Source organism: Sphingomonas xinjiangensis, assembly GCF_014199255.1.
Classification (GTDB): domain Bacteria; phylum Pseudomonadota; class Alphaproteobacteria; order Sphingomonadales; family Sphingomonadaceae; genus Sphingomonas; species Sphingomonas xinjiangensis.
Window position 1 is genome coordinate 118949 of sequence record NZ_JACIJF010000007.1, and the last position, 16966, is coordinate 135914.

Consider the following 16966-nt stretch of genomic DNA (forward strand, 5'->3'; position numbering starts at 1 on the left):
AGGAATTCAAGATTGTCTCCGCGAAACTCGGTTGATCTGACGATATAGGAAAGCTTTGGCGGGGAACACCCTCAAGCGTGGACGAGCGTACCCGCACCGCGCCGGGTGAATATCTCGAGCAGCAGCGCGTGCGGCACGCGGCCGTCCAGGATCACTGCGGCGTCCACGCCCGCGGCTACGGCGGATATGCAGGTCTCTACCTTGGGGATCATGCCGCCTGAGATCGTCCCATCGGCCTTGAGCGCAGCAATGCGTTCGGCATCCAGATCGGTCACTAGGTCGCCCGACTTGTCGAGCACACCGGCGACATCGGTCAGCAGGAAAAAGCGCGCCGCGCCGCATGCACCGGCAATCGCGCCAGCCATGGTGTCGGCGTTGATGTTGTAGGTGTGGCCATCCGCGCCCAGCGCCACGGGCGCCACCACCGGAATGAATCCCTGTGCCGCGAGTGAGTGAAGGATGGCGGGGTCTACCGCGACCGGCTCACCCACGAAGCCCAGATCGACATGGCGCTCGATGCCCTGGAGGGGATCGGCACCGCGGCCTTCCACCTTGCGGGCGGTGACAAGGCCGGCGTCCTTGCCTGAAATGCCGACGGCCTTCCCGCCGGCCTGACCGATCCAGCCGACGATTTCCTTATTGATCGATCCGGCCAGAACCATCTCGGCGATGCGCGCGGTTTCGGCGTCTGTCACGCGCAGGCCGCCGACGAACTGCGATTCGACGCCAAGGCGCTTGAGCATGGCGCCGATCTGCGGCCCGCCGCCATGCACCACGATCGGGTTGATGCCGACAGCCTTCAGCAGCACCACATCGCTAGCGAACCGGCGCTGGAGGTCCGGATGCCCCATGGCGTGGCCGCCATATTTCACGACAAAGGTCGCGCCGGCATAGCGCTGCAGATAGGGCAGCGCCTCGGTCAGCGTCTCTGCCTTGGCAAGCAGCGCGGGATCGGGTCCGTGATCGGTCATCCGCGCCCCTTAGGCGCGGCGACCCCCGCCCGCAATGTTCCTCAAAGCGAGCGGCGCTTGTCCAGCGAGCGGCCGATCGAGACGAACAGATAGATGAGCGGCGGCACCAGCACGAGGCTGAGCACCACCTTGGTCAGCATCTGCCCCACCAGCAACTCCTGGATCGGGAAGATGCCGTAGAAGGCGACGGTGACGAAGATCAACGTGTCGGTGATCTGGCTCAGCACGCTGGCGATCGCTGCGCGCAGCCAGAGCAGGCCGCCGCCCCGGCCCTTGAGCCAGCTGAAGATCGTGACATTCAGGATCTGCGAAATGCCATAAGCGATGATGCCACCCAGCCAGATGCGCGGCGTCGCGCCCATCATCATGTCGAACGCGTGGAGCCGCTCGGGTTCCATGCTGGGCGAAGCGGGCAGGCTGAGCACCAGCAACGACAGCAGCACCGACATGACCAGCGGCACGAAACCGACCACGACCAGTCGCCGCGCGGTCGACGGACCGTGCAGTTCGGCGACCGCGCTCGATACTGATACCAGCAGCAGGAACGCGAAGATGCCCGCTTCTACCGCGAGCGGGCCGACGCCCACCCAGTTGCCGAGTTCCGACACCGGGCCGAGCGATACCTGCTTGTTGCCGAGCACGCCGGCGATGCACACCATTCCGCCGTAGAAGATCGAAAGCGCGAAGAGCGAGCGCGTGCCCGCGGGCCGGAGACTGTCCATCCGCGGGACGCTAGCGGCAAAGCGGGCGCTGCGGCAAGATGCGTGCGATCCCGCTACTGGCGAGAATCGGCACAGCGTGTATGGTCCCGCTTTCGCTGGCCAAATTCAGCGCGCCGCCCTTAGGACCCTGTCTCACCGCATGAATCATTTCCCGATCGGCATCTTCGGCGTGCTGGCCATCCTGGCGATCGCCTATGCGCTGTCCACCAACCGCCGCGCGATCCGGCTGCGCGTGGTGGGTGCAGCATTCGGATTGCAGGTCGTAATCGCCGTGCTGGTGCTGCGTACGGGTTGGGGCCAGGCGGTGCTGCACGGCATGTCCAGCGGCGTAGCCGCGTTGCTCGGCTATGCCGGCGAAGGCACCAGTTTCCTGTTCGGCCCACTGGCCAAGCCCGAGCTGGGCGGCACCAGCTTCGCCATCGCCGCGCTGCCGGTAATCATCTTCTTCGCGGCGCTGGTATCGATCCTCTATCATCTGGGCGTGATGCAGTTCGTCGTTCGCTGGATCGGCGGCGGCATTGAAAAGGTGATCGGCACCAGCAAGGTCGAATCGCTGTGCGCCGCGGCCAACATCTTTGTCGGTCAAAGCGAGTCGCCGCTGGTGATCCGTCCTTATCTGGCGCGGCTTACCCCGTCGCAGCTGTTCGCGGTGATGAGCGTGGGCATGTCGGGGGTCGCGGGCACGATCCTCGCCGCTTATGCCAGCCTGCTGGGGCCGGCGTCGCTGCCGTATCTGCTCGCCGCGTCGTTCATGGCGGCGCCGGGCGGACTGCTGATGGCGAAGATCATAATGCCGGATACGCCGGCAGTGCCCGAGGGCGAGCTGCCCCTGGGTGATGATCCGGAAGAGGAAGTCATCAAGGTCGCCGAGCACGATCTGGAGGAAGAGCGCGCTGCCAATTTAATCATGGCGGCGGCAAGCGGCGCCTCGACCGGCGTGAAGATCGCCGTCGCGGTCGGCGCGATGGTGCTGGCATTCGTGGCGCTGGTGGCACTCGCCAACGGATTGCTCGGCGGCGCGGGCAACTGGGTCTATTATGCCAGTGGCAATGCCGAATGGGCCTTGTGGTTCAAGGGCCTGAGTTTCCAGAAGATCATCGGTACGGTGTTCGCGCCGGTGATGTACCTGCTCGGCATCTCGTGGCGCGAAGCGGTGCAGGCCGGCGGACTGTTCGGGACCAAGGTGGTGCTGAACGAGTTCGTCGCGTTCATCCAGCTGGGTAACAATCCCGAACTGGCGCCACGCACCAAAGCGATCATCACCTTCGCGCTGTGCGGCTTCGCTAATTTCAGCTCCATCGCCATCCAGATGGCGGCGACGGGCAGCCTTGCGCCCAACCAGCGCGCGATGATCGCCAAGCTGGGCGTGCGCGCGCTGATCGCGGGCAGCCTCGCGAACCTGATGTCAGCGGCATTGGCGGGGCTGCTCCTGCCCTGAACGCTTCCGCCCAATTGGGGCGGAAACGCAGCATCAGCGGGTCGGCACGGGCTCGGCTCCGGAATAATCGTAGAAGCCGCGCTTGGTCTTGCGGCCGTACCAACCGGCTTCGACGTACTTCACCAGCAGCGGCGCGGGGCGGAATTTGGGGTCGCCGGTGCCTTCGAACAGCACGCGGGTGATCTCCAGGCAGGTGTCGAGGCCGATGAAGTCGGCGAGCGTGAACGGGCCCATCGGGTGGTTGAGGCCGAGCTGGCAAGCGGCATCAATGTCGGGAATCGTCGCCACGCCTTCGCCCAGTGCGAAGCAGGCTTCGTTGAGCATCGGCATCAGCACGCGGTTGACGATGAAGCCCGGTGCATCATTGGCGTGGACGATGCGCTTGCCCAGCCGCTGCCCGAACGCCTCCACTGCGGCCACGGTCGCGTCGGCGGTGGCAAGGCCGCGGATCAGCTCGATCAGCCCCATCACTGGCACGGGGTTGAAGAAGTGCACGCCCATGAAGCGCGCGGGATCGGGCGCAGCCTGGGCCAGCCGGGTGATGGGAATGGACGAGGTGTTGGAGGCGAGGATCGCGTCCGGTCCCAATACCTTGCCGACGCTCTCGAAGATTGTGCGCTTGATCGCCTCACGCTCGGTGGCCGCTTCTATGACCAAGTCGCACGGCGCCATGCCGGTCACATCGCCAAGCGGCTGGATCAGATCAAGCGCGGCCTGCGCGTCGGCGGCAGTGATCTTTTCCTTGTCGACCGCACGGGCAAGCTGCTTGGCGATGCCCGCCTTCCCCACCTCGGCCCGGGCGAGGTCGACGTCCGAGAGCAGCACCGTATAGCCTGCCTGTGCCGACACCTGGGCGATCCCTGCACCCATCTGCCCCGATCCGATGACTCCAACCGTACGCATCCATCGCTCTCCTTTGGCTTCGCGCCGCCCCTACTCGCGCCGCGGCAACTCGGCTAGGCCACGCTTATGCTGACATACGCCTTACTGCTTGCCGCCGCCCAAGCTGTCCCCACCCCCGGCACGGAGAAGGGGTTCGGCGATTGGGAAGTGGCGTGCGACAACAGCCGGGCATGCGAGATGACCTCGCTGATCCCTGAGGAAGCCGAATGGCCGGAGGACGGGCCGCTCAACGTGTCGGTTGCGCGGGAAGCAGGCCCGGCTGCGGGATTTGATGTGACCATCGAAACCGGCGAGATGAAAGGTGTGGTCGCGGTCAAGATCGACGGAGCGGAAGTGGTTCGCAACACGCCCGCCAAGGGCGGCATCCGCATTACCGGTGCCGAAGCGGCGCGGATCGTAGCGGCAATGGCCAATGGCACCGCGATGCGGATCGAACATGCGGGCAAGCTCGTGATGACCGTGCCGCTCAGCGGGTCGGCGGCGGCGCTGCGCTTCATCGAAGCCGAGCAGGGACGTGCCGGCACGGTTACTGCCGCGGTGGCCAAGGGCGCCAAACCAGCTTCCAGCGTGCCGGCCGCGATCGCAGCGCCGCAAGTGGCTGCGCTGCGTGCCTCGGGCAAGCCGGCCGCGATCACCAAGGCGCTGAAGGCGCGAATGGTGAAGCTGGCCGAGTGCGACGACGCGGGCGAGAGCGATCCGATGGAAGTGTCGACCGCGGCGCTGGGCGGCGGGGCGACGCTGGCGCTGCTGCCGTGCCTTTCCGGCGCGTACAACACGCTGCTGGTGCCGTTCGTGGTGCGCGGCGGCACGGTTGCAGTGGCCGATCTCGACTATAGCAACGAAGGGTCGGACACCGCGCCCATGCTGACCAACGGCTGGTGGGAGGCCGAGCGCAGCGTGCTGAGCAGCCGGGCCAAGGGGCGGGGGATCGGCGATTGCGGCGAATCGGCCGAATATGTGTGGGACGGACGCAGGTTTCGGCTGATCGAGCTGCGGTCGATGGACCCATGCCGGGGATCGACCAATTGGCTGCGCCGCTGGACGGCGAAGCCGGTGTTCCGTTGATACTCAAGGCGCCTGCGGAACCGGCTGCGCCTCGGCCAAGATAAGGCTGAACCAGCCCTGTGGGTCGGTCCATTCGCGCACGGGTGTCCAGCCGCCGGCGCGGAGCATCAGGCGCGCACCGCGCTCGCCATATTTGTGGCTGTTTTCGGTATGGATGGTCTCGCCCGCCGTCATGGAAAAGGGACGCCCTTCCACTTCGAACGCCACGTCGCTCGTGGCCTCCAGATGCATCTCGATGCGCGACGCTTCGTCGTTCCAGATCGCGCGGTGCCGGAAGGCGTCGAGCGGAATGCTGCCCGCCAGCTCGCGGTTGATCCGATCGAGCAGGTTCAAGTTGAACGCCGCGGTGACGCCCTGCGCGTCGTCATAGGCGGGGACCAGGATGTCGGGCGATTTCACGCGATCCATGCCGATCAGCAGCTTGGCGCCCTCGCCCAGCCAGACCCGCATCGCGCGGAGCAGGTCGACTGCCTGATAGGCGTCCATGTTGCCGATGGTCGAACCCGGGAAGAAGCCGAGCTTGGGCATGCCCGCGACCTGTTCGGGCAGCGGCACCGGGCGGAGGAAATCCGCCTCGACCGGCAGCACCGCGAGGCCGGGGAAATCGGCGGCGAGGTCCCGCGCCGACTGCCGGAGGAAATCGCCCGAAATGTCGATCGGCACATAGGCCGCTGGTTCGATGCAGCGCAGCAGGATCGGCGTCTTGGCCGAGGAGCCCGACCCGAACTCGACCACGGCCGCGCCCGCCGTCACGTCCAGATCCGGGCATATCCGCTCGAGCAGCGCGGTTTCAGTGCGGGTGGGATAATATTCGGGCAGCCGAGTGATTGCCTCGAACAGCTCCGAGCCGCGGCGGTCGTAGAACCAGCGCGCGGGGATCGCGCGCGGGCGGGCGGCAAGACCGGTCAGCACATCGGCGCGGAAATGCGGGTCGGTCAGGCTGGCTTCGCCCTCGCCCGGCTCCTGCTTGCGCATGTCAGAGGTCCTTGGCCAGACGAACGCCGGTGAACTGCCAGCGCTGATGCGGGTAGAAGAAGTTGCGGTAGCTGGCGCGTGCATGCCCGCGCGGGGTGGCGCAGCTGCCGCCGCGCAGCACGAACTGGCCGCTCATGAACTTGCCGTTATATTCGCCAACCGCCCCTTCGGGTGGGCGGAAGCCGGGATAAGGACGAAAGGCACTGCCCGTCCATTCCCAGACATCGCCGAAAAAGGCCGGGCCGCCGATGGAGGGGCGTGGCTCGACCGGGCCGGCGGTGTCGAGTTGATTGCCGCTGGCGGGATCATGTGCGGCGGCGGCGGCTTCCCATTCGAATTCGGTCGGCAGGCGCGCGCCAGCCCAGCTGGCATAAGCGTCCGCCTCGAAAAAGCTCACATGGGTGACGGGCGCGGCGGGATCGATCGGGCGGCGGCCGTCCAGCCCGAAGCGAGTCCATACGCCGTCCCGCTGCTGCCAATATAGCGGCGCGTCGATGCCCTCCCGCTGAACCCAGGTCCAGCCGTCCGACAGCCAATGGCGCGGATCGCGATAGCCGCCATCGGCGATGAACGCGGCCCACTCCCCATTGGTGACGGTGCGGTCCGCCAGTGCATGCGGATGCAGCAGCGCGCGGTGGCGCGGCCCTTCGCAATCGAACGCGAAGGGGAGTGAAGTTGACGAAGTTGCGGTCTGCGCCCGTTCAACTTCACCTCGTGCCTGTGGTGAAGTTGAGTAAGTTGTCGTCCTCACCCGATTATCGACATCGCGTGAAGTTGAGGAAGTTTCGATGTTCGCGCCGATGCAAACTTCGCCGGTGGCGCCTTCGATCCAACCAATCGGGCCGGGCATGCCGACGGGGACCTTGGGCGCGCCGGGCCACACCGCCGGTTGAAGCGGGTTGACCGAGAAATGGTGGAGGATGTCGGTCAGCAGCAATTCCTGATGCTGCTCCTCATGATGGCAGCCCAGCGCCACCAGCGCCTCAGCCTCTGGCGGCAGATCCGGTACCGCGGCGAGCACGGCATTGGTCACCGCAGTGCGATAGGCAAGAATCTCGTCCAGTGACGGGCGCGACAACAGACCGCGATGCGGCCGGGCGTGGCGCGCGCCCTCCGCCTCATAATAGCTGTTGAACAGGAACGCGAAGCGTTCGTCATGGATGCGATAGCCAGGCACATGGTCGCGCAACACGAAGGTTTCGAAGAACCAGCTGGTATGCGCGAGGTGCCATTTGGCCGGCGACGCATCGTCCATCGACTGGATCGTCGCATCGGCGTCGGAGAGCGGCGCAACCAACGCTTCGGACAACGCCCTTACCTGCGCGAAACGCGCTGAGAGTCCCGCACAAGCCGGGGCCAGACCGCGCTCCGTTCTCATAATGTTCTTCTATCTCGCAAATGCCCGGCAGTCAAGCCGCGCCGTTCAGCGCGACCCGCCTGGTACCCAGAGAACGTCTCCACGCCCGCGAAAGTTCACCACTCTTGCAGCTACGAACAGCAGATCGGACAAGCGATTGAGATAGCGCAGAACCTCGTCGCGCACCGGCGCTACCTCCGCGGCGGCGATCGCGCTGCGCTCGGCACGGCGGGCGATGGCGCGGGCGAGGTGCAGCGCCGCCGCGCCGGGATCACCGGCCGGCAGCACGAAGCTGGTCAGCGGCGCGAGCTGGTCGTTGAGCCCGTCGATGCTCGCCTCCAGCCAGTCCACTTGAGACTGCACGGTGCGCAGCCCGCCTTCCATCTCCGCCGGGGTGGCGAGATCGGCGCCAAGATCGAACAGGTCGTTCTGAATGCGGGCGAGCAGATCGTCGAAGGCGCCAGCGCCCAGCGCGGCGCGGGCTACGCCGATCGCACTGTTCGCTTCGTCGACATCGCCGATCGCGACCATGCGCGGATCGGCCTTTGATATGCGCGAGCCATCGACCAGGCCGGTGGTGCCGTCGTCGCCGGTGCGGGTGTAGATCTTGTTGAGCTTGACCATGGGCTCCTCGCGAAGGGCGTTGGCGGGCATAGACGCGGAAAGCGGGATTTGAGCAAGCGGGACTGCCTCATACCTTTCCGAGCGGGCTTGAGGAGGCGGATCATGCGCAGCATGGTGGCGGTCTTTGCGGCGGCCCCTCCACCACGCCCTTCGGGCGCGGTCACCCTCCCCCAGCAAAGCTCTGGGGGAGTTATTTCTTGTTCAGCTCCCCGCCGAGGCGAAGAGGAGGATGATCGCGATCAGACCGATCGCCAACGCCTGGAGCAGGATGCGCTGCTGCATGAGCTTGTTGGACTTCAGAGCGCGCTCGCTCGGCCCCTCGCCTTCCAGGTCGGCCTGAGTCGTGCCGGCCATGTTCACCAATCCTCGAATGAGGACGAACAGGACCGAGAGGATCACGGCCACGAGCAGGAGGACGAGGAACAGGTTCATGCGAGCGAGCCTACGCCTTTGCCGCGGCGAATCCAACCGGCAGCAGACCGGCGCGCAGGCGATCGGCGAGCGCGCGGCCGTTCTCGCCCGCGAGGCGGAGCGACTCCAGCGTCGGCGCGCCGTGGCGCTTGGCGAGCCGCTGGCCGTCGGGGCCGGTTAGAAGCCCGTGGTGACGGTATTCGGGGGTGGGGAGATCGAGCAGCGCCTGGAGCAGGCGATGGACGTGGGTCGCCTCGAACAGGTCCTTGCCGCGCACGATATGGGTGATGCCTTGGGCAGCGTCGTCGAGCGTGACCGCCAGGTGGTAGCTGGCCGGCGCGTCCTTGCGCGCGAGAATGACGTCGCCATGCGAGCGCGGGTCCGCGCGGACCCAGCCGGCGAACGCATCGTGCCACCAAATATCCTCCCCGAACTCGTCCCGGGGAGGAGGACCGCCAGCGAAGCTGGGGGTGAAGGGGTGCGCCGGCATAACCGGTGCGGGGGCGCCGGCCCCTTCACCATCGCTGCGCGACGGCCCCCCTCCCCGAGCAAGCTCGGGGAGGATCTTGAGGGCACGCTCCACATCGAGCCGCCAGCTATGGGGTTGCGACAGGTCGGCGTCCGCTCCCCCCCGGCATGTACCAGGATACACCGCCCCTTCCGGTCCATGCGGGGCGGACAGGCTGGCGGCGATGTCGGCGCGGGTGCAGAAGCACGGATAGAGCAGACCCATGTCCCGCAGTTGGGCCAGCGCGGCCTCGTACCGGTCGAGCCATTGCGACTGGAAGGTCACCGCGCCGTCCCACTCAAGCCCCAGCCATTCCAGATCGCGCAGGATCCCCTCGACATGCTCGGGCCGGCTGCGGGTGCCGTCGATATCCTCCACACGCAGGCTGAAGCGGCCACCCTGCGCGCGGGCGAAATCATGTGCCTGGACCGCCGAAAAGGCGTGACCCAGATGAAGTCGACCGGTCGGGCTGGGCGCGAAGCGGGTCTGTACGGGCATGATTTGGGGGCCTTGACCGCCACTCACGGGCTGTGCTGTCATGACCACGTCACGCTTCCTGGCAAGATGGTGGGACGTAACACGTCAGGCGAGGGACTGCATGTACCATCCCGATCTGATCCGTCATCCGGACAGCTGCCCCGCGCTGGTGCTGAACGCCGACTACACGCCGCTCAGTTACTATCCGCTCAGCGTGTGGCCGTGGCAGACCGCGATCAAGGCATTGTTTCTCGAACGCGTCGACGTCGTCTCTTATTACGAGCGGGAGGTGCGAAGTCCCACCGCGGCGCTGAAGCTTCCTTCGGTGATCGCACTCAAACAATATGTCCGGCCTTCCCAATTTCCCGCCTTTACCCGCTTCAACCTGTTCCTGCGCGACAAGTTCTGCTGCCAATATTGCGGCTCCCCGCGCGATCTGACCTTCGACCATGTCGTTCCCCGCGCCCAAGGCGGCCGCACCACCTGGGAGAATGTCGCCACGGCCTGTGCGCCATGCAACCTCCGCAAGGGCGGACGCACCCCCAAACAGGCCGCAATGCCGCTCCACATCCAGCCGATCCGCCCGACGAGCTGGCAGTTGCAGGAACATGGCCGCCGCTTCCCGCCGCACCATCTGCACGACACCTGGCGCGACTGGCTGTACTGGGACGTAGAACTGGAGGCTTGAGCGTTACGCTGTATCACTATACTAGCACACGTTCCGCCGCTAAGCCTTTGAAACGGGGCCGGCGATCTCCTAGGAATGGTGGATGGCGCGTGACTCCGGCTCTGACGATATGCGATTTCCCCTGCGGCGGCGCGCCGCGGAGGCGGACATCGGAGAAGCACGGCCGTGGCGGCCGGTAAGCGCGCCCCGGCCCGAACCGCTCGATCTGGGCGGCGCCTCGCCATCCTACCGCCAAGCTGACGATCCGTACCGGCCAGGCCCGCCGCCGCCACCGCCGCCACCGCTGCCGCCTTTTCCCGACGGGAGCGCGGCCGAGCCGGAGGCGTATTCCACCAACCTGCCCGCTCCGCCACGGCCGCGGCGCAACGTGCTGCGCTGGATCAGCCGGGGCATCGCCGCGCTAATCCTGTTGTTCTTCGTGGCAGTGGGCTGGCTGGCGGTGACCGCGCCGCTCAACAAGTCGCTCCAGCCGCCGGTGCCACCGTCGATCACCTTGCTGGCCAGCGACGGCACGCCCATCGCGCGGCGCGGCGGGGTGATCGGCGATCCTGTCGATGTGACCAAGCTGCCCGAGCATGTCCGCGACGCGTTCGTCGCGATCGAGGATCGGCGCTTCTACAGCCATTGGGGCGTCGATCCGCGCGGCATCCTGCGCGCGGCGTGGCACAACACCACCTCCAGCGGCAGGTCGCAGGGCGCCAGCACGATCACCCAGCAGCTGGCCAAGAACGCCTTCCTGACCCTGGATCGCACCGCAACCCGGAAGTTCCAGGAAGTGCTGATCGCCTTCTGGTTGGAGGCGTGGCTGACCAAGGACGAGATCCTGTCGCGCTATTTGTCCAACGTGTATTTCGGCGACAATGCCTACGGGCTGCGCGCCGCGTCGCAGCATTATTTCAGCGTCGAGCCCGAGCGGATGACCGTGAGCCAAGCGACGATGCTCGCCGGGCTGGTCAAGGCGCCGTCGCGATTGGCGCCGACCGATAATTTGGCGGGCGCGCGCGAACGGCAGAAGCTGGTGGTCGGCGCGATGGTCGATGCCGGGCTGCTCACGCAAGCCGAGGGGCGGCGCGTGCGCCCGGCAGTGCTGCGGGTGAGCAAGAGCAAGGAGCTGCCCAACGGCACGTATTTTGCCGACTGGGTGCTGCCCCAGGCGCGCGACCGGGCGGGCGGCGTGGCGACCGAGCAGGAAGTGCGCACCACGCTTGACGCCAAGCTCCAGCAGACCGCCGAGCGGGTGGTGAAGAGCGCCGGGCTGCGCGGCACCCAGGTGGCGATGGTCGCGATGAAGCCCGATGGGCGCGTCGTCGCCATGGTCGGCGGGCGCAATTACGGCCAGAGCCCGTTCAACCGCGCCACCCAGGCACGGCGCCAGCCGGGTTCGACCTTCAAGCTGTTCGTGTACCTGGCCGCGCTGCGTTCGGGCATGACTCCCGACACGATGGTGGACGACACGCCGGTGACCATCGGCGACTGGAAGCCAGCGAACAGCGACGGACGCTATGCCGGACCGATCACGCTGCGCCAGGCCTTTGCCAAGTCGAGTAACGTGGTCGCGGCGCGGCTGACCAACGAACTGGGCGTGCGCGCCGTGACCCGGGCGGCGCGCGACCTGGGCATTTCCACCCCGATCGGCAACGACGCGTCGATCGGGCTGGGCACTTCGGGCGTGTCGCTGCTCGAGCTGACCGCGGCCTATGCAGCGATCGCGAACGGCAGCTACCCGGTGCGGCCGAGCGGGCTCGATCAGGTGGAAGAAGCCGATGACTGGCTGGCCAAGCGGCTGGGCGGGGCGAGCCGGATTCCGGGCGGCGAGCTGGAGGATCTTCGCTCGCTGCTGGCAACGGTGGTGGAAGGCGGCACCGGGCGCAGTGCGGCGCTTCCCATTCCGGCGTTCGGCAAGACCGGCACGACGCAGGACGCGCGCGACGCGCTGTTCGTCGGCTGGGCGGGCGACTTGGTAGTGGGCGTGTGGATCGGCAACGACGACAATTCGCCGATCCCGGGCGCGTCGGGTGGCGGGCTGCCGGCGCGGATCTGGCGCGACTTCATGGTCCGCGCGATGGACCTGAAGCTGCCGCCGCCTCCGCCGGTCGAGGTTGAAGGCGACAATGCCGTCAGCCTGGACGATGTGCTGAACGGCGTCGGTGACATGATCGAGGGCGCCGGCATCGACACCGAAGTGATCGACCCGCGCGCCGCGCCCTTTGAGGGCGAGGAAGAGGCCGGTCCGCCGCTGCGGCGGGGCAACAGCCGGCGTGGCAGGGACGAGGAAGCAAGCGAAGGGGAGCCGCCGGAAGACGATCCGGGCTTCTGACGCGCGCACGACCGGTTGACGCCGGACCGCGCGCGGGCCCAAGGGACTGAGCATGCGCTTCTTTTCGGACAATGCCGCCCCGGTTTCCCCTCAGGTACTTCAGGCGATGCTGGAGGTGAACCAGCTCGACACTGCCTATGACGGCGATCGCTGGTCGAAGCAGCTGGATGGGCGCTTTTCCGAGCTGTTCGGCACGCAGGTTCGGGCGCTGTGGGTGCCGTCGGGCACCGCGGCGAACTGCCTGGCGCTGGCAGCCTTGTGCCCGCCGCATGGCGGGGTGCTGTGCTCGCGCGACGCCCATATCCAGAACGACGAATGCGGCGCACCCGAATTCTACACCCATGGCGCCAAGCTGATGCTGGTCGAGGGCCAGGGCGCCAAGATCACGCCCGAGGCACTGCGGGGCGTGCTCGGCAACATCCGCAACGACGTGCACCAGGTGCAGCCGCACGCGATCTCAATCACCAACGCGACCGAATATGGGCTGGTCTATACGCCCGAAGAAGTAGCGGCCATCGGCGACGTCGCGCGCGAGCGCAAGCTGGGGCTGCACATGGACGGGGCGCGCTTCGCCAATGCCGTTGCGCATCTCGGCTGCCATCCCGGCGACGTGACCTGGCGCGCGGGCGTCGACGCGCTCAGCTTCGGCTTCGTCAAAAATGGCGGAATGAGCGCCGAAGCGCTGATCTTCTTCAAGCCCGAACTGGCCGACGTGACCTTGTACCGACGCAAGCGCGCCGGGCTGCTGCTGTCCAAGGGGCGTTATCTGGCGGCGCAGATCCTGGCGATGCTCGACGGCGACCTGTGGCTCGAAAACGCCCGAGCCGCCAACGTGGCCGCGCAGCTGCTTGCCGACGCGGCGGGCGCGCACCGGCTGGTGCACCCAGTTGAGGCGAACGAAGTGTTCCTGAAGGCGACGCCGGAAGAAGCGGCGGGGCTGCGCGCGCTCGGCTTCGACTTTTATGACTGGGCGCCAGGCGAAGTGCGGCTGGTGACCAGCTGGGATCAGGCGGAAGCGGCGGTCCGGCCGCTGGCGGACGCGATCGCGAAGCTGACGTGAGGCGCATCCTCTTGCACGCCAAGCCGATTGTCGAGCCGCCGGTTGAACCCGTGCCGCCGCGTTCGGCCCGGCTGGAGGTGCTGGTCCCCTTCGTCCTGGTCACGCTGATCTGGGGATCGACCTGGCTGGTGATCCGCGATCAGCTGGCGGTCGTGCCGCCCAGCTGGTCGGTCTGTTACCGGTTCGTGATCGCGGGCGTGGTGATGCTCGGCTGGGCGATCGCGCGCGGCGACGGGCTCCGGCTGCCCTTGAGCGGCGTGCTGTTTGCCACATGCCTGGGCGTCGCCCAGTTCGTGCTCAACTTCAACTTCGTCTATCGCGCCGAGCTGCACATCACCTCGGGCGTGGTGGCGGTGGTCTATGCGCTGCTGCTGGTGCCCAATGCCATTCTCGCCCGCCTTTTCCTCGGCCAGAAGATGGGCCGCCAGCTGATCACCGGATCGGTGGTCGCGATGGCGGGTGTCGCGCTGTTGTTCATCCACGAAGCGCGGCTGAGCGCGGCCGGAACCGGCGCGGCGATGATCGGCATCGGCACGGCGGCGCTCGGCGTGTTGGCCGCCTCGACCGCCAATGTCATGCAGGCGACCCGCTGGGCCAGGGCCTATCCGATGTCGACCGCGCTGGGCTGGGCGATGCTGATCGGCGCAGGGGTGGACGCGGCGTTCGCGTGGAGCACGGTGGGTGCGCCGGTGATCGAGACGCGGTGGAGCTATCTCGCCGGCATCCTGTATCTGGGCGTGCTGGGTTCGGCCTTGAGCTTCAGCATCTATTACCAGCTAATCCGCGTCATCGGGCCGGCCAAGGCGGCCTATACCAGTGTGCTGATCCCGGTGATCGCGATGCTGCTGTCGACGGTGTTCGAAGGGTATCGCTGGTCGCTGCTGGCGGGCGGCGGCGCGGTGCTGGTGATGGCGGGACTGGTGATCGCGCTCAGAGCGCGCAGGCCCAACCGGTAATCGGGGTAGCGCGGGCGCCAGCCGAGCACGCGCTTGGCCTTGCCGTTGGCGACGCGGCGATTCTCGGCGTAGAAAGCATGTGCCTGTGGGCTTAGGTTGGCCTTCTCGAGCGGAACCAGCGGCGGTACCGACAGCCCAAGCAGCCGGCAGGCATAAGCGACAACGTCGCTCTGCGGCGCGGGTTCGTCGTCGGCGAGATTGTAGGGGCCCGGCGGACCATCGAAGCCGGCGATCACGCCCGAGATAATGTCGTCGGCATGGATGCGGCTAAAGACCTGGCCGGGCACGTCGATGCGCCTGGCTTCCCCCCGCACCACCCGCTCCAGCGTCGAACGGCCCGGGCCATAGATGCCCGGCAGGCGAAAGATGCGGGCATTCGGCAGCGCCGCCCAGCCGGCGTCGGCAACCGCGCGGGCACCGCGGCGGCCCGTGCCGGTGGGGGCATGCTCGTCCACCCAGGCGCCGCCAGTGTCGCCATAGACGCCAGTGGCGGAGAGGTAGCCGAGCCAGGCCGAAGCGTTCGCGAGGTCCGCTCCGTAGGCTTGGAGGACGGGGTCGATGTCACCCGCCGGGGGGATGCTAGAAAGAATGTGTGTCGCGTTTGCGATTTCGAACCCGACCCGGTCCCGGTCGCCAAGCGGCAAGTCGCCGTCGCGGGTAACCGTCGCGATGCGCCAGCCGCGCGGAGCGAGACGCGCAATCAACCTTGAAGCGGTGTAGCCGGGGCCGAAGATCAGCAGGCGCATGTCTGTTTCAGCTTAACCAAGAGCGGTTCCACGGCGAAGGCCGGGGCCCAGTTGCCATGATGTCGCGAGGGTGTTCGACGATCTCCAGATACGCCGAAGCTGAGCCCCGGCCTGCGCCGGGGAACTGGTTGGATGTCGCAATCGGACGGCTACTTCGCGCCATCGCCACCAAACAGCGTCCCGAAAAAGTCCCCCTTGTTCCAGCGCGGCCGTTCGTCCGCGTCGGCGATCGCCCGGGCGGCGGCGTAATTCACTCGCATGAACTTGGCTGCCGAGGCCCAGTTGAAGGGCAAGTTCATCTGGTCGGAGGGTTGGTGATAGTCGTCGTCGAGGAACAGCCGCTGCGCCGCCGCCCCCTCGCCCCCCGGGCCGGTATCCACCGAGACCGCCGGGATGCCGGCCTGCACGAAGCTGTAATGGTCCGAGCGGACGAAGAACATCTCCTCGGGCGACGGGTCGGGCACGACCTTCAGCCCCTCGCCCGCCGCGGCAGCCGCAAGCGCGGGTCCGAGCGTCGAACGCTCGCCGCCCAGCACGACGAGGTCCTGGAGCGGATAGGTAAGGATCGGCATGTCGAGGTTGATGTCGGCGACCAACGCCTGCCGCGGCACCGTCGGGAAGTTGGCGAAGTAGCTCGAGCCGACCAGCCCCTTTTCCTCGGCGGTCAGCGCCACGAACAGGATCGATCGGCGTGGCTTCACGCCATCGGCCTGGAAGCGCCGGGCGACCTCCAGGATCGTGGCGATGCCTGCGGCATTGTCCATCGCCCCGTTGTAGATCGTGTCGCCGTCCACCGCCTGCCCCACGCCGACATGGTCGAGATGCGCGGACAGGACGAGATACTGGTGCTTGAGCGCAGGATCGCTGCCCTCGAGCACGCCAATCACGTTGCGGCTGTCCAGCATGCGGGTGCGCGTGGTGTTCGCGATGCGCAGCGTGCCGGCGAGCGGGCCGGTGGGCAGCCGCGTGCCCGCTTCCTCCGCCGCCATCACTGCGCGCCACTGCAGGCGCGAGCCGGCAAACAACTTTTCCGCACCCGCACGGCTGACATAGCCGGCCACCGGTGCACCGGGCGCGATCATGTGCGCCTTGCCGTCCGCCCCGGCCCAGCCGAAGCGTTCGTAACTCCAATAGGGTGCCAGTGCGTCGAACGCATAGTCGGCGCGGCTGGCCGCGGACTCCAGGATCAGCACCGCCTTGGCACCGCGCGCCTGGGCCAGCCGCGCCTTTTGATCGTCGTTGCCGAAATGCGCGGCGATGTCGGTCGACAGGCCCTTGGGCACGCCCGCGAAGATCGCGACGATCTTCCCGCGCACGTCCAGGCCCTGGTAATCGTCGCGCCCGCTTGCCGGATCGACGATGCCATAGCTGGCGAACATCATCGCCCCCTGCGCGGCAAAGTCGGCAGCGGCGGGCACGGGCTCGTTCAGGAAATCGGTGCCGGAGATGAGCGGGAGCGGCTTGCCCGCACGAGTCAGCGTCCACTTCGACTTGTCTGGGCGATAGCCGACCAGGCGCACGGGCTGGAACCAGCCACCATCCGCGCCCGCCGGCTTCAGCCCCGCGCCGAGCATCTGCGCCGCGACATAATCGGCGGCGATGTCGAAGTCCCGCGTGCCGGCCTCCCGGCCATGCAGGCTATCCGCTGCGAGGAACTGGATATGTCCCTTGAGCGCAGCTTGATCGGGGGGGAGCTGCTGCGCCTGCGCGACCGGGGCGAGCAGCGCCAACAGCGCCAGCGCCCCCAA

General features: G+C 67.2%; 15 protein-coding genes and 1 pseudogene. 6 read left to right on the forward strand and 10 right to left on the reverse strand.

Annotated elements, in window-relative coordinates:
- Positions 1 to 71 precede the first annotated feature (71 nt).
- Together argB and FHT02_RS12860 are read right to left on the reverse strand one after the other, a co-directional pair.
- A complete protein-coding gene (gene argB / locus FHT02_RS12855) occupies positions 72 to 971 on the reverse strand; it encodes an acetylglutamate kinase (RefSeq protein WP_184088174.1) in 900 nt (299 codons plus the stop codon).
- Between the two features lie 41 nt (positions 972 to 1012).
- A complete protein-coding gene (locus tag FHT02_RS12860; RefSeq protein ID WP_184088176.1) occupies positions 1013 to 1693 on the reverse strand; it encodes a queuosine precursor transporter in 681 nt (226 codons plus the stop codon).
- 139 nt (positions 1694 to 1832) lie between these two features.
- Here FHT02_RS12860 and FHT02_RS12865 point away from each other — a divergent pair, with 139 nt between their 5' ends.
- The gene (locus FHT02_RS12865; protein WP_184088178.1) at positions 1833 to 3131 is read left to right on the forward strand and encodes a NupC/NupG family nucleoside CNT transporter; all 1299 of its coding nucleotides are present in this window, start codon (positions 1833 to 1835) and stop codon (positions 3129 to 3131) included.
- A gap of 33 nt (positions 3132 to 3164) precedes the next feature.
- On the opposite strand, the gene FHT02_RS12870 is transcribed toward FHT02_RS12865, so the two are convergent.
- The gene (locus tag FHT02_RS12870) at positions 3165 to 4034 is read right to left on the reverse strand and encodes a 3-hydroxyacyl-CoA dehydrogenase NAD-binding domain-containing protein (RefSeq protein WP_184088180.1); all 870 of its coding nucleotides are present in this window, start codon (positions 4032 to 4034) and stop codon (positions 3165 to 3167) included.
- 66 nt (positions 4035 to 4100) lie between these two features.
- Here FHT02_RS12870 and FHT02_RS12875 point away from each other — a divergent pair, with 66 nt between their 5' ends.
- The gene (locus FHT02_RS12875; protein ID WP_184088182.1) at positions 4101 to 5099 is read left to right on the forward strand and encodes a DUF1176 domain-containing protein; all 999 of its coding nucleotides are present in this window, start codon (positions 4101 to 4103) and stop codon (positions 5097 to 5099) included.
- Positions 5100 to 5102: 3 nt separating this feature from the next.
- On the opposite strand, the gene egtD is transcribed toward FHT02_RS12875, so the two are convergent.
- From egtD to FHT02_RS12900, 5 genes are all read right to left on the reverse strand, one after another.
- Complete coding sequence (egtD, locus tag FHT02_RS12880; RefSeq protein WP_184088184.1) at positions 5103 to 6074, reverse strand: L-histidine N(alpha)-methyltransferase; 972 nt, start codon at positions 6072 to 6074, stop codon at positions 5103 to 5105.
- Between the two features lies 1 nt (position 6075).
- Positions 6076 to 7452, reverse strand: a complete 1377-nt coding sequence (gene egtB / locus FHT02_RS12885) for an ergothioneine biosynthesis protein EgtB (RefSeq protein ID WP_184088185.1) — start codon at positions 7450 to 7452, stop codon at positions 6076 to 6078.
- 45 nt (positions 7453 to 7497) lie between these two features.
- The gene (locus FHT02_RS12890) at positions 7498 to 8055 is read right to left on the reverse strand and encodes a cob(I)yrinic acid a,c-diamide adenosyltransferase (protein WP_184088283.1); all 558 of its coding nucleotides are present in this window, start codon (positions 8053 to 8055) and stop codon (positions 7498 to 7500) included.
- A gap of 201 nt (positions 8056 to 8256) precedes the next feature.
- Positions 8257 to 8487, reverse strand: a complete 231-nt coding sequence (locus FHT02_RS12895; RefSeq protein WP_184088186.1) for a twin transmembrane helix small protein — start codon at positions 8485 to 8487, stop codon at positions 8257 to 8259.
- Between the two features lie 10 nt (positions 8488 to 8497).
- The gene (locus tag FHT02_RS12900) at positions 8498 to 9472 is read right to left on the reverse strand and encodes a glutamyl-Q tRNA(Asp) synthetase (protein ID WP_184088187.1); all 975 of its coding nucleotides are present in this window, start codon (positions 9470 to 9472) and stop codon (positions 8498 to 8500) included.
- A 100-nt stretch (positions 9473 to 9572) separates the two neighbouring features.
- On the opposite strand from FHT02_RS12900, the gene FHT02_RS12905 reads away from it, so the two are divergent.
- The 4 genes from FHT02_RS12905 (at position 9573) to FHT02_RS12920 (ending at position 14472) form a co-directional block, all read left to right on the forward strand.
- Positions 9573 to 10139, forward strand: coding sequence for an HNH endonuclease (locus FHT02_RS12905; protein ID WP_184088285.1), 567 nt, complete (start codon positions 9573 to 9575; stop codon positions 10137 to 10139).
- A gap of 82 nt (positions 10140 to 10221) precedes the next feature.
- Positions 10222 to 12456 (forward strand): transglycosylase domain-containing protein, encoded by a 2235-nt coding sequence (locus FHT02_RS12910; RefSeq protein WP_246352385.1) that lies wholly within the window; start codon positions 10222 to 10224, stop codon positions 12454 to 12456.
- Positions 12457 to 12508: 52 nt separating this feature from the next.
- Entirely contained in the window at positions 12509 to 13516 is a 1008-nt protein-coding gene (locus FHT02_RS12915) for a threonine aldolase family protein (RefSeq protein ID WP_184088188.1), read from the forward strand.
- Positions 13513 to 14472: a DMT family transporter gene (locus FHT02_RS12920; protein WP_343056942.1), complete on the forward strand. Its 960-nt coding sequence runs from the start codon at positions 13513 to 13515 to the stop codon at positions 14470 to 14472. Before FHT02_RS12915 ends, FHT02_RS12920 begins: the two co-directional genes overlap by 4 nt.
- Here the strand turns inward: FHT02_RS12920 and FHT02_RS12925 are convergent.
- Both FHT02_RS12925 and FHT02_RS12930 read right to left on the reverse strand, forming a co-directional pair.
- A pseudogene (locus FHT02_RS12925) lies at positions 14385 to 15218 on the reverse strand (Rossmann-fold NAD(P)-binding domain-containing protein); the annotation flags it as partial. The gene FHT02_RS12920 and the pseudogene FHT02_RS12925 sit on opposite strands and share 88 nt — an antisense overlap.
- A gap of 149 nt (positions 15219 to 15367) precedes the next feature.
- Positions 15368 to 16948, reverse strand: coding sequence for a M20/M25/M40 family metallo-hydrolase (locus FHT02_RS12930; RefSeq protein WP_246352386.1), 1581 nt, complete (start codon positions 16946 to 16948; stop codon positions 15368 to 15370).
- Between the last annotated feature and the right edge of the window lie 18 nt (positions 16949 to 16966).

Excerpts from the sequence above, each read along its gene's own strand:
- argB (WP_184088174.1), bottom strand. The coding sequence starts at position 971 with ATGACCGATCACGGACCCGATCCCGCGCTGCTTGCCAAGGCAGAGACG.
- FHT02_RS12860 (WP_184088176.1), bottom strand. The coding sequence starts at position 1,693 with ATGGACAGTCTCCGGCCCGCGGGCACGCGCTCGCTCTTCGCGCTTTCG.
- FHT02_RS12865 (WP_184088178.1), top strand. The coding sequence starts at position 1,833 with ATGAATCATTTCCCGATCGGCATCTTCGGCGTGCTGGCCATCCTGGCG.
- FHT02_RS12870 (WP_184088180.1), bottom strand. The coding sequence starts at position 4,034 with ATGCGTACGGTTGGAGTCATCGGATCGGGGCAGATGGGTGCAGGGATC.
- FHT02_RS12875 (WP_184088182.1), top strand. The coding sequence starts at position 4,101 with ATGCTGACATACGCCTTACTGCTTGCCGCCGCCCAAGCTGTCCCCACC.
- egtD (WP_184088184.1), bottom strand. The coding sequence starts at position 6,074 with ATGCGCAAGCAGGAGCCGGGCGAGGGCGAAGCCAGCCTGACCGACCCG.
- egtB (WP_184088185.1), bottom strand. The coding sequence starts at position 7,452 with ATGAGAACGGAGCGCGGTCTGGCCCCGGCTTGTGCGGGACTCTCAGCG.
- FHT02_RS12890 (WP_184088283.1), bottom strand. The coding sequence starts at position 8,055 with ATGGTCAAGCTCAACAAGATCTACACCCGCACCGGCGACGACGGCACC.
- FHT02_RS12895 (WP_184088186.1), bottom strand. The coding sequence starts at position 8,487 with ATGAACCTGTTCCTCGTCCTCCTGCTCGTGGCCGTGATCCTCTCGGTC.
- FHT02_RS12900 (WP_184088187.1), bottom strand. The coding sequence starts at position 9,472 with ATGCCCGTACAGACCCGCTTCGCGCCCAGCCCGACCGGTCGACTTCAT.
- FHT02_RS12905 (WP_184088285.1), top strand. The coding sequence starts at position 9,573 with ATGTACCATCCCGATCTGATCCGTCATCCGGACAGCTGCCCCGCGCTG.
- FHT02_RS12910 (WP_246352385.1), top strand. The coding sequence starts at position 10,222 with ATGGCGCGTGACTCCGGCTCTGACGATATGCGATTTCCCCTGCGGCGG.
- FHT02_RS12915 (WP_184088188.1), top strand. The coding sequence starts at position 12,509 with ATGCGCTTCTTTTCGGACAATGCCGCCCCGGTTTCCCCTCAGGTACTT.